We start from the raw sequence: 10,378 nt of genomic DNA on the forward strand, positions 1-10,378 counted from the left end.
TGATCAGGTGACCTGATCACCATCGTTCAGGCGGCGACGGTGGGGCGGCGCCGGCCGGCCTTGGGCAGATCCGTCGTGTCCGGTGCCTCGAACCCGGGACGGTGGAACCCGCCGCGCACGCCGCGTGCACCCAGGTGCATGACGAAGGCCAGCACGCGGGCGACGGCGGTGAACAGCTGCGGGGGGACCTCCTGCCCCAGCTCGCAGGAGGCGTGCAGCGCCCGCGCCAGCGGGACGTCCTGGACCATCGGCACGCGCGCCTCGGTGGCCCGTTCGCGCAGCTTCGCCGCCACCTCGCCGGCGCCCTTCGCCACCACGCGGGGTGCGCCCTTGGCGGCGTCGTACTTGAGCGCGACGGCGACGTGGGTGGGGTTGACCAGGAGGACGTCGGCGTCGGCCACCTCGGCCATCATCCGGTTGCGGGACATCGACATCTGCACCCCGCGGCGGTGCGCCTTCATGTACGGGTCGCCCTCGGCCTGCTTGTGCTCCTGGGTGATCTCGTACTTGCTCATCTTGAGCTGCTTCAGCATCTTGGTCCGGACGACGACGAAGTCGGCGACGGCGATGACCAGGCCGGTGACGGCGACGACCCGGAACATCAGGACGGCCGAGTCGGTGAAGGTGGCCGCGACCGCCGAGAGCGGCAGCGCTCCCGCGGAGGACACCAGCGTCTGGGCCCGCTCGCTGGTGACGATCACGACCGTGCCCAGGGCCGCGGTCTTGATCAGCGCCTTGGACACCTCCCACAGCCCCTGGGTGCCGAACATGCGCTTGAACGCCGGGAGGGGGTTGAACTTTTTCAGCGTCGGCTTCATCGGTTTGCCGGCGAAACGCACCCCGCCCTGGGCCGCCGAGGAGGCGACGCCGACGAGCATGAGGGCGATCGCGGTCGGCACCAGCGTCGTCAGGAAGGCCACCAGCGCCGTACCCAGCAGCGCGGTGACCGTGGTGATCTCGGGGTTCCTGGCCACCGCGCCGACGTGCACGAACAACTGCCGCACCGTGTCGAAGGCGTTGCCCACGAGCATCGGCAGCAGGAAGCTCGCCGCCGCCACTCCCAGCCAGGTGCCCAGCTCCTGGGTCCGGGGGATCTGCCCCTCCTTGCGCGCCTTCTTCAGGCGCTGGGGAGTGGGCTTCTCGGTCTTCTCACCACCCGGTCCGTCCTTGGCCATGCGTCACCTCCTCAGCCGCCGCGCAGCGAGGTCATCGCCCGCACACCGTGCTCGAGCAGCGAGTCCAGGGCCGGTGGCAGCAAGGGGAACGTCAGCCCCAGCATCGCCAGGGTGAGCATGATCTTCACCGGGAAGCCGAGCGAGAAGACGTTGAGCGCCGGGGCGGCGCGGCTCAGCAGCGCGAGCGCGACGTCGGCGAGCAGCAGCACGGCGACCATGGGGCCGGCGATCTGCAGGGCGGCGAGGAACATCATCGAGAACGCGGTGACGAGGACGGCCGCGAGCTGGTCGGTCGGCACGTCCCCGCCCACGGGGAGCCCCTCGTAGGAGGTGGCGAAGCCCTTGACCATCAGCAGGTGGCCGCCGCTGGTGAACAGCAGCGTGGTGGCCAGCAGGTAGTGCAGCTTGCCCAGCGAGCCGTTCTGCGACATCGACAGCGGGTCGTAGCCCGGCTGCAGCGCGAAGCCTCCGGTGAGGTCGAGCATGTCGCCGGCCATCTGCACCGCCGTGAACAGCACCTGGACGACGAACCCGAGCGCCGCGCCGATGACCACCTCGGTCACGGCGGTGACCACCAGGAAGCCGGCCGTGGGCTCGGGCAGGGTGGGGGCGATCTGGGTCGACAGCAGCACCGCGAGCGCCAGGGCCAGGGCGCCCTTGACCGGACCGGGGATCACCCGGGAGTTGAACGGCGGGGCGAGCAGGATGAAGCCGGCGGCCCGCGCCGTGCCGAGGAGCAGGGCCGCGAGCGTGACCGCCGGGACCGAGAGGTCCACGGCGCTACGTCCGGTCGAGCAGCGCCGGCAGCTGGTCGAACAGGGTGTGCGTGAAGGTGACCAGCTCGGAGAGCACCCAGTTCCCGGTGACCAGCAGGGCGATCGAGACGGCGATCATCTTCGGGACGAAGGAGAGCGTCGCCTCCTGGATCTGCGTGGCCGCCTGGAACAGCGAGATCAGGAAGCCGACCAGCAGGGCGGTGATCAGGATGGGTGCGGCGACCTTGGCGGCGACCATCATGGTCTGCGCCGCGATCTCCGTGACGTCGGCGTCCGACATCAGCCTGCCCCCCCGTAGGAACCCACCAGCGCGGTGGTGATCAGCGCCCAGCCGTCGACGACGACGAAGAGCAGCAGTTTGAACGGCAGGGAGACGATGGTCGGCGGGACCATCATCATGCCGAGCGACATGAGCGCGGCGCTGACGAGCATGTCGAGCACCAGGAACGGGATGAAGATGACCAGCCCGATGATGAAGGCGCTCTTCAGCTCCGAGAGGACGAACGCGGGGATGAGCGTGGTCATGCTGACCGCTGCCGCGTCCGCCGGGGCCTCCTCGCCGGAGAGCCCGATCATCAGTCTCAGCTCGTCCTCGCGGGTGTTGGCCAGCAGGAACTCGCGCAGCGGCCCCTCGCCCGCGTCGTAGGCCTGGGAGACCGACATCGTCCCGTCCATGTAGGGCTGGACGGCGAGCTCGTTGATGTCGGAGAACACCGGGCCCATCACGAACAGCGTCAGGAACAGCGCGATACCGGTCAGCACCTGGTTCGGCGGCGACGTGGCCATGCCGAGCGCGTTCCGGGTGAGCCCCAGCACCACGACGATCTTGGTGAACGAGGTGGCGAGCAGGAGCACCGACGGGGCGACCGACAGGACCGTGATCGCCAGGATCAGCGTGATCGAGCTGCTGGGGGAGCCGTTGCCGATCGAGATGTCCACGGCACCACCGACCTCGGGCGCCACCGGCGCCGTCGGCTCCGTGGGTGCCGTCGGGACGGCCGCGGCCGGGCCCGCCAGCAGGACCGCCGCCACCGTGGCGACCAGCAGGGACAGCAGGACCACGAGGGCGCGGCGTCGTGCCCGCCGGCTGCCCGGCGAGGGCAGCGCGCACACCGTGGTCGTCATGTCCGCCGGACCGTCCGCTCGCGCAGTTCGTCGACCAGCGTGCCCCAGCCGTTGCGGTCCAGGACGGAGCCGGCGAGGACGCCGTCCCCGGAGCGGGCCGCCTGGACCGGGATCGCGGGCGTGCCCTCGCCCGGGCCGTCCGCGGTCCGGGGTCCGCCCGGGGCCCGGCGCTCGCGCAGCGCTGCGTCGACGGCCTCGGCGTCGACCTCGGCGAGCAGGGTGACGTGCTCCTCGGTGGCCCCGACGACCAGGACGACGTCGGCGATGCGCACCACGTTGACGGTGCTGGTGCGGCCCATCCGCTGCCGGGCGAGCACCTCGATGAGGCCGTTGCCCTGGCCCAGGCCCTTCTTCTTCGCCAGCCGGGCGGCGAACCAGAGCACGCCGCCGATCAGGGCGAGGGACAGGAACAGCCGGATGATCATCCACGTCATGAGGCCTGGGCCCCCAGCTCGGCGGCGTCGGTGACGATCTCGCTGATCCGGAGGCCGAAGTCCTCGTCGACGACGACCACCTCGCCGCGGGCGATCAGCGTGCCGTTGACCAGCAGGTCGGCCGGCGCGCTGGCGGCGCGGTCGAGCTCGACGACCTCGCCCGGGTGTAGGGACAGCAGCTCCTGCACCGTCATCCGGGTACGGCCGATCTCGACGGTGACCTCCATGGCCACGTGCCGCAGGAGCTCGAGGCTGCCGCGCTGCTCGCGGGCGGCGGGCAGCGTGACCTGCAGCGCGAGGGTGGCCTGGTGCTCGCCGTCGGCCAGCAGCGGGACGGCGACGAACATGCCCTTGTCGCGCAACCCGTCGAGGGCGGCGACGGGCTCCTCGGTGCGCTCGGAGGCCACGCGCACGCGGCCGAGGGTGGCCGCGGCGGCCTCGAGGGCCGGGCGCAGGGCCGCGGAGACGTCCATCTGACCCACGGGGGAGTTCTGCAGGGCGTCGACGACGTCGCTGGAGAGCACCAGCACGACGTCGCCGGAGACCTCGCCGGAGAGGCCGGCGGTGACCGCGACCGCGGCCGCCGGGGGCAGCGGGACGGTGTCGGGATCGCTCACGGGGGCGCCGGCGGTCAGCACCGAGGACGAGGGGATCAGGTCGGCGGCGGCACGGGCGGCCGCGGCGACGACCGCCGTGACGGTCTGGGAGTCCTGCGAGTCGGTGCGGGGCGCGGTCATGCGGAGTCCTTCGCGGCGTGCGGGGTGGGGACGATCGAGGCAGCCAGTCGTCGCCGGTGGTTGCTGGCAATCGCGTAGGCGAACGTCACGTCGTTGGTGGTGACCTCCAGCGGGCTGTCCCGGGGATGGCGGAGCAGCAGCACGTCGTCGACGGCGAGGGAGAGCAGGTCGGAGGAGGAGACGGTGAGCGGGGCGAACCGGACGCTGACGTCGACCGGGACCAGGTTCAGCCGGTCGATCAGCGCCTCGCGGGCTCGCTGGCGCTTGCGCAGCGCGGACTCCGACAGCTGCGGGGAGGCCGCGTTGTTCAGGGCCTGGGCGAAGGAGGAGAAGGGCAGCATGACGGTGGCCTCGCCCTCGCGGCTGCCGACCTGCAGCGAGTAGCTGGCCACCATGACGGTGTCCGAGCCGGCGGCGGCCTGGGCGAGCTGCGGGTTGTACTCCCGGCCGACCAGCACCGGCTGGAGCTCGGTGACGGACGCCAGCGAGGTCGCGAACTCGTCGAGCAGCCGGTCGAGCAGGTGGTTGGTGATGGTGGTCTCCATCGCCGTCATCGGCCGGTTGGGCTGATCGGCGCTGCCGGAGCCGCCCAGCATGTGGTCGACCATCGCCATGGCGATGTCGAGGGGGAAGGCCAGCAGGCCCTTCCCGGCGAGCGGCTCCAGGGTGAACGTCGACATGAAGGTGGGGTTGGGCAGCGTCCCGACGTAGTCGTCGTAGGAGAACTGCTCGATGCCACCGAGCTCCATGCGCGCACCGGCCCGGAGGAACGTGGTGAGGATGGTCGTCGCCTGCCGGGCGAAGGCCTCCTGCGCGATCTGCATGACCCGCACGTGCTCGCGGGAGAGCTTCGTCGGGCGGCGGAAATCGTAGGTGCGCGGCGCCCCGCGGCGGCTGCGGCCGCTCGATGCGGCGGAGGTCGGAGCCGGGGCCGGCGCGGCGGCCGGGGCCGGTCCGGTCTCGGGGGTGGTCACGCAACCCCTCATCGGCGGGGACCGGCAGCACCCTGACCGGGTGCCACCGGGAGCCCGTGGCGGCCGGGGAGCGCGTGACGGGTGGTGCGGCTGATGCACGACAGGGGTGCCCTCCGTGATCGGAGGGCACCCCTGCGTGGTCGCGCGGGCGCTACTGGGTCACGTACTCCGTGTAGTAGATGCCCATGACCATCGGTACGTCGTGCTCCGTGTAGGCCTCGATGATCTTCTGCTCGAGCGACTCCTTCAGCGCGTCCCGGGCGCCGGTCACGTCGGCCGGGTTGGCCTGCGAGAACGTGGAGATGATCGCGTCGTAGGCCTTGGCGCCGTCGACCCCCCCAGCGCCGTGGCCGCCGCCGGCGGCCGCCGCGGTGTAGTCGAGCGTGATGCCGATCTTCAGGTAGCCCCCACCGGCCAGGTTCACCGCGATCGGCTCCAGAGCGGTGTAGCCGCCGTGCTCCGGTGCCGCGGCCTCGGCCTTGCCCGAGCCGGCGAAGAGGAAGAAGTAGGCAGCGCCGGCCCCGGCGAGCAGCACGACGGCCAGGATCAGGAAGAGCTTCTTCTTCCCGCCGGAGCCCTCGGTCTCCTCGCCGTCGGCGGGGGCGTTCTTGTCCTTCTTGCTCATTCGGTCACTCCATGGTGGGCGGCGTCGAGCCCGGGCAGGAGGGCGTTGGCCTCCGCCGAGGCGCTGGACAGGACGACGACGTCGACCCGTCGGTTGACGGTGAGGGCGTTGGGGTCGGACTCGGGCACCAGTGGCCGGGTCGAGGAGTAGCCGGTGGCCGACAGGCGTGCCTGCGGGACCCCGTCCGTGGCCAGGTACCGCACGACCGTGGTCGCCCGGGTGGCCGAGAGCTCCCAGTTCGACGGCCACGGGCCGCCGCGGGTCACCGGGAGGTGGTTGGCGTGCCCCTCGACGCCGAGCGCGTTGGGCAGCCCGGTGAGGGTGGGTGCGATGGCGCTCAGGATGGCGCGGCCCTCCGGTCGGAGCGCGGCCTCCTCGGCGTCGAAGAGCACCTGGTCGGCGACGATGTGCACGACGAGGCCGCGCTCGTCGATCTCGTAGCGCGCGGCACCGGCGTGGCCGGCCGCGGCGAGCGCGGCCTCGATCTTCTGACGGGCGGCCGCCAGCTCGTCGTAGGCGGCCTTCGCCTCGGCGGCGATGCGCTCGGCCCGGTCGGCGGCGGCCTGGGCGGCGGCCTTGTCGATCTGGGCCTGCTGGACCGTCGGGTCCGGCGGGATGGCGGAGGCGATGTCCACCACGCCGGGGAGCCCGTCGAGCACCGACCCCTCCGGCGTCGGGCCCGGCTGCACGGTGATCGGCCCGCCGAAGCTCTCGGCCATGCCCTTGGCCAGGGCGGCGAACTTCTGCTCGTCCACCTTGCTCATCGCGAAGAGCACCACGAACAGCACGAACAGCAGCGTCATCATGTCGAAGCCCGACACCAGCCACCGTTCGTGGTTCTCGTGCTCCTCGTGCTCCTCGTGCTTCTTGCCGCGGCGGCGGCCGTGACCGGTGCTCACGAGGTCACGCCGCTTCCTTGGCCACCGAGCCCGGCGGCACGAGCGAGGTCAGCTTGAGCCGGACGGCCCGCGGGCTCGTGCCGGCCTGGATCTCGGCGATGCCCTCGACGAGCAGCTCCATCTGCGCGGCCTGCAGCTCGCTGACCCGGAGGATCTTGGCGCCCATCGGCAGGAACCAGAAGTTGGCGGCCATGACGCCCCACAGCGTGGCGATGAACGCCGCAGCGACCATCGGGCCGAGCGTCTCCGGGTTGTTCAGGTTCCCCATGACGTTCATCAGGCCGACGATGCAGCCCAGGATGCCGATGGTCGGCGCGTAGCCGCCCATGTTGTTCATGAACTTGGCGGCGACCTTGTCCTCGGCCTTCTTCGCCGAGATCTCGCTCTCCAGGACGGCGCGCAGCTCCTCGGGGTCGGTGCCGTCGATGCCCATCTGCAGGCCGCGCTTGAGGAACGGGTCCTCGATCGCCTTGACCTGCGCCTCCAGCGCGAGCAGGCCCTCCTTGCGGGCCTTCTCCGCGAGGCTGACCAGCGTCTGGATCTGGTCGGTCGGCGGCGGCACCTTCGCCGGCATCACGGCCATCTTGAACCAGTTGCCGACCTTCTTCAGGTCGTCCATCGTCTGGCTGGCCGCCGCCGCGCCGAAGGTCGCGACGACGACCAGGATGATCGCCGGCAGGAAGATCAGCGACGTCGGGTCGGCGCCTTCGAGGATCATGAAGACGATCAGGGCGACGATGGAGATGGTGAACCCGATCAGGGTGGCCGGATCCACGGATCAGCGCTCCTCTCGGGTCGGGAAGAGGACGACCGACGAGTCGCCGACCTGCTGCTCGGGGACGTGCGGGCGGTAGGCGCCCCGGTCCATCTCGTAGGAGAGGGCGAGGATGCCGGCGCGGTACTCGCGGATCTCCTGCAGCACCTCGGCCACGCTCTCGCGCACCACGTACTTCGTGCCGTCCACCAGGAAGGCGACCGTGTCCGGGTGGCCCTCGACCTTCTCGATCAGGTCGGGGTTGAGCGCGAACTGGTCGCCGTTCAGGCGCGTCACTCGGATCACGGGTCGGACCTCTTGCTCGGTGGGGGTGGGTGGGAAGTGGACACGGATCGGGCGGGAACGGCACTTCTGTCATCGGCTCCGGACGGGGGGTCCTTGAGCCGAAGGTGCTGGCGGGAGCCGTGTGACCGACGGCCCGGTCACCCCGAGGGGTGACCGGGCCGCCCGGTTCACATGCTGGAACGGCCTTCCTGCAGGGCCCCGCGCTGAGCTCGCGAAGCGTGGGGGGCAGGAAGGTCCTTCATCAGCGCTTCAGGTTCACCAGGTCCTGGAGGATCTCGTCGGAGGCGCTGATCACGCGGCTGTTCGCCTGGAAGCCGCGCTGGGCCACGATCAGGCTGGTGAACTCCTCGGAGAGGTCGACGTTGGACATCTCCAGGGCTCCAGAGACCAGGTTGCCCCGGCCGCCGGCCCCGGCGACACCGATCATCGCCACACCGGAGTTGTCGCCGACGCGGAAGGCGGAGTTGCCGGCCTTCTCCAGTCCGCTGGGGTTGTTGAAGGCGGCCATCGCGAGCTGGCCCAGCGGCTGGCGCAGCCCGTTGGAGTAGATGCCGGTGATCGTGCCGTCGTTGGAGAGCTGGAACGACTGCAGCGAACCCAGGGCGTAGCCGTTCTGCTCCGGGGCGGTCACCTCGCTCGAGCCGGCGAACTGGCTGATCGTCCCGAGGTCGACGGCGACCGGGCCGGGCCAGCCGGCGGCGCCGGGGGCGAAGCTGATCCCGCCGGTCGGTGCGGTCATCCTGCCCGCCGTGTCGAAGGTGACGGTGCCGTTGAACGGGCTGCCGTCGGCGTTGGTCAGCGGGAGCGCCGCGCCGCCGTTGTTCTGGACGGTCAGGCTCCAGGTGTCCGCGCCCGTCTTGTTGAACGTGTAGGTGACCGACTGGGCGACGCCCTGCGCGTCGTACATCGTGGTCGGGGTCTGCACGAACGACCCGATCGGGGCGGCGGCGTTGAGGTTGCCCTCGAGCGTGCCGGTCCCGGTGGCGCGCGGGTTGACGATCTGGCCGTAGGGCACGGTCAGGGCGCCGATCGGGCCGTTCGGGTTGATGGCGCCGTTGGCGTCGGCCACCCAGCCCTGCAGGATGCTCCCGTCCGGGGTCACCAGCCGGCCGTTCGCGTCGAAGTCGAACGAGCCGGCCCGGGTGTACAGCTGCTCCCCGCCGGGCCCGGTGGTGACGAAGAAGCCGTCGCCCTCGATCATGAAGTCGGTCGAGCGGCCTGTCGACTGGGCCGCCCCGTTCGTCCAGTTCGTGGTGACGGCGGCGAGCTTGACGCCCAGGCCGATCTGGGCGGGGTTCGTGCCACCCCGGTCCTCGGCCGGGGCGCCACCGGCGCGCACGACCTGGGACAGCGTGTCCTGGAAGACGGTGGCGCTGCTCTTGAAGCCGACGGTGTTGACGTTGGCGATGTTGTTGCCGGTGACGTCCATCTTGGTCTGGTGTGCACGCAGACCGGAGATGGCGGAGAACATGGAACGGAGCATCGGGGATCTCCTCCGGGTGGGGTCTCGGGGTGGGGGAGCGCGGGTCGGCGCAGGGGTGTGGTGGGGGTCAGCGGGTGCCGACGTCGGTGATCCGGCCGAGCGGCACCGCGACACCGCCCACGGTCGCCACCGCCTCGGCCGTGTCGGTGCCCAGCCGGACCGAGCTGACGACGCCGGTTCGCGCGGCACCGCTCTCGTCGGTGTAGGTCACCGTCTGGCCGACCATCGCGCCGGCGCTGCTCGAGCGCTGCAGCGCCAGCATCGAGGCGTTCTGCTTCGCCAGCTGCTCCAGCTTCTCCACCTGGCTGAAGGTGGCCGTCTGGGCCATGAGCTGGTTCGTGTCGGCGGGGTTGCTCGGGTCCTGGTACTTCATCTGGGCCACCAGGAGCTTGAGGAAGGTGTCCTTCCCCATCTGGTCCCCACGCTCCACGGAGTTCGTGGCGCTGTAGGTGGCGGTGGTGCCGACGGCACCGCCGACTGCGTCCGGCATGAGGTGACTCCTTCTCTCAGGCGAGCACGTCCACGCCGGACGACGTGGATCGCATGCGGGGGCGGGGCGGCCCCTCTTCCCCGCTATCGGCAGTCCGCTGCCCGGATCGGAACCGTTCGCCGGTCCCGTCGGAGGCCGGCGAACGGCCGCCCGGCCCCTGCTGCGCCTGCTGCTCGGCGGCGTGCCGCGCCAGCCAGGAGCCACCGGCGTCGGCGTCGACCTCGACCCGCGAGGGGCTGAGCCCGGCGGACTCGAGGTCGCGGCGGAGCTCGGGGAGGGCGTCCAGGAGCGCGGCACGGCCGAGCTCGTGAGCGCCGCGCAAGGTGAGGTCGAGGCCCCCCTGGCCGACGGTCACCTTCACCTCGACCGGGCCGAGGTTCTCGGGGGTGAGCACCAGCGTCATCGTGTGCGAGCCGTCGCCCGCCCCGCTGAGCACCGCCACCTGCCGGGCCACCTGACCGGAGACCGGCAGCGTCGCCCCGGAGCCGGGGGGGGGGGGGGGGGGGGGGGGGGGGGGGGGGGGGGGGGGGGGGGGGGGGGGGGGGGGGGGGGGGGGGGGGGGGGGGGGGGGGGGGGGGGGGGGGGGGGGGGGGGGGGGGG

14 protein-coding genes are annotated in these 10,378 nt (G+C 71.7%); all 14 read right to left on the reverse strand.

Annotation, left to right across the window (positions count from 1 at the left end; all coding sequences use genetic code 11):
• Positions 1–26: 26 nt before the first annotated feature.
• The 14 genes from ACI8AP_RS17150 to ACI8AP_RS17215 all read right to left on the reverse strand — a co-directional run bounded on the left by ACI8AP_RS17150 (position 27) and on the right by ACI8AP_RS17215 (position 10,220).
• The gene (locus tag ACI8AP_RS17150; protein WP_456590567.1) at positions 27–1,175 is read right to left on the reverse strand and encodes an EscU/YscU/HrcU family type III secretion system export apparatus switch protein; all 1,149 of its coding nucleotides are present in this window, start codon (positions 1,173–1,175) and stop codon (positions 27–29) included.
• Positions 1,176–1,186: 11 nt separating this feature from the next.
• The gene (gene fliR, locus ACI8AP_RS17155; protein ID WP_456590568.1) at positions 1,187–1,951 is read right to left on the reverse strand and encodes a flagellar biosynthetic protein FliR; all 765 of its coding nucleotides are present in this window, start codon (positions 1,949–1,951) and stop codon (positions 1,187–1,189) included.
• Between the two features lie 4 nt (positions 1,952–1,955).
• The gene (fliQ, locus tag ACI8AP_RS17160; RefSeq protein ID WP_456590569.1) at positions 1,956–2,231 is read right to left on the reverse strand and encodes a flagellar biosynthesis protein FliQ; all 276 of its coding nucleotides are present in this window, start codon (positions 2,229–2,231) and stop codon (positions 1,956–1,958) included.
• Complete coding sequence (fliP, locus tag ACI8AP_RS17165; RefSeq protein WP_456590570.1) at positions 2,231–3,076, reverse strand: flagellar type III secretion system pore protein FliP; 846 nt, start codon at positions 3,074–3,076, stop codon at positions 2,231–2,233. Before fliP ends, fliQ begins: the two co-directional genes overlap by 1 nt.
• Positions 3,073–3,510: a FliO/MopB family protein gene (locus ACI8AP_RS17170; RefSeq protein ID WP_456590571.1), complete on the reverse strand. Its 438-nt coding sequence runs from the start codon at positions 3,508–3,510 to the stop codon at positions 3,073–3,075. Before ACI8AP_RS17170 ends, fliP begins: the two co-directional genes overlap by 4 nt.
• Positions 3,507–4,247: a flagellar motor switch protein FliN gene (gene fliN / locus ACI8AP_RS17175; protein ID WP_456590572.1), complete on the reverse strand. Its 741-nt coding sequence runs from the start codon at positions 4,245–4,247 to the stop codon at positions 3,507–3,509. Before fliN ends, ACI8AP_RS17170 begins: the two co-directional genes overlap by 4 nt.
• The gene (locus tag ACI8AP_RS17180) at positions 4,244–5,221 is read right to left on the reverse strand and encodes a flagellar motor switch protein FliM (protein WP_456590573.1); all 978 of its coding nucleotides are present in this window, start codon (positions 5,219–5,221) and stop codon (positions 4,244–4,246) included. Before ACI8AP_RS17180 ends, fliN begins: the two co-directional genes overlap by 4 nt.
• Positions 5,222–5,372: 151 nt before the next feature.
• A complete protein-coding gene (locus ACI8AP_RS17185; protein WP_456590574.1) occupies positions 5,373–5,846 on the reverse strand; it encodes a flagellar basal body-associated FliL family protein in 474 nt (157 codons plus the stop codon).
• Positions 5,843–6,745 (reverse strand): flagellar motor protein MotB, encoded by a 903-nt coding sequence (locus ACI8AP_RS17190; RefSeq protein ID WP_456590575.1) that lies wholly within the window; start codon positions 6,743–6,745, stop codon positions 5,843–5,845. The genes ACI8AP_RS17185 and ACI8AP_RS17190 overlap by 4 nt, the downstream gene beginning before the upstream one ends.
• Before the next feature lie 4 nt (positions 6,746–6,749).
• On the reverse strand, positions 6,750–7,520 hold the full coding sequence (locus ACI8AP_RS17195; RefSeq protein ID WP_456590576.1) for a motility protein A: 771 nt from the start codon (positions 7,518–7,520) through the stop codon (positions 6,750–6,752).
• A gap of 3 nt (positions 7,521–7,523) precedes the next feature.
• Positions 7,524–7,805 carry a flagellar FlbD family protein gene (locus tag ACI8AP_RS17200; RefSeq protein WP_456590577.1) on the reverse strand — a complete coding sequence of 94 codons (282 nt, stop codon included), beginning with the start codon at positions 7,803–7,805 and terminating at the stop codon, positions 7,524–7,526.
• 241 nt (positions 7,806–8,046) lie between these two features.
• Positions 8,047–9,288, reverse strand: coding sequence for a flagellar hook protein FlgE (locus ACI8AP_RS17205; protein WP_456590578.1), 1,242 nt, complete (start codon positions 9,286–9,288; stop codon positions 8,047–8,049).
• A 67-nt stretch (positions 9,289–9,355) separates the two neighbouring features.
• A complete protein-coding gene (locus ACI8AP_RS17210) occupies positions 9,356–9,778 on the reverse strand; it encodes a flagellar hook assembly protein FlgD (RefSeq protein WP_456590579.1) in 423 nt (140 codons plus the stop codon).
• 16 nt (positions 9,779–9,794) lie between these two features.
• Complete coding sequence (locus ACI8AP_RS17215) at positions 9,795–10,220, reverse strand: flagellar hook-length control protein FliK (protein ID WP_456590580.1); 426 nt, start codon at positions 10,218–10,220, stop codon at positions 9,795–9,797.
• Between the last annotated feature and the right edge of the window lie 158 nt (positions 10,221–10,378).

The organism is Blastococcus sp. SYSU DS1021, assembly GCF_054050995.1.

What these genes read in the sequence shown, in the direction of transcription:
- ACI8AP_RS17205 (WP_456590578.1), bottom strand. Translation starts at nt 9,288, where the DNA reads ATGCTCCGTTCCATGTTCTCCGCCATCTCCGGTCTGCGTGCACACCAG.
- ACI8AP_RS17170 (WP_456590571.1), bottom strand. Translation starts at nt 3,510, where the DNA reads ATGACGTGGATGATCATCCGGCTGTTCCTGTCCCTCGCCCTGATCGGC.
- fliN (WP_456590572.1), bottom strand. Translation starts at nt 4,247, where the DNA reads ATGACCGCGCCCCGCACCGACTCGCAGGACTCCCAGACCGTCACGGCG.
- ACI8AP_RS17150 (WP_456590567.1), bottom strand. Translation starts at nt 1,175, where the DNA reads ATGGCCAAGGACGGACCGGGTGGTGAGAAGACCGAGAAGCCCACTCCC.
- ACI8AP_RS17185 (WP_456590574.1), bottom strand. Translation starts at nt 5,846, where the DNA reads ATGAGCAAGAAGGACAAGAACGCCCCCGCCGACGGCGAGGAGACCGAG.
- ACI8AP_RS17210 (WP_456590579.1), bottom strand. Translation starts at nt 9,778, where the DNA reads ATGCCGGACGCAGTCGGCGGTGCCGTCGGCACCACCGCCACCTACAGC.
- fliP (WP_456590570.1), bottom strand. Translation starts at nt 3,076, where the DNA reads ATGACGACCACGGTGTGCGCGCTGCCCTCGCCGGGCAGCCGGCGGGCA.
- fliQ (WP_456590569.1), bottom strand. Translation starts at nt 2,231, where the DNA reads ATGTCGGACGCCGACGTCACGGAGATCGCGGCGCAGACCATGATGGTC.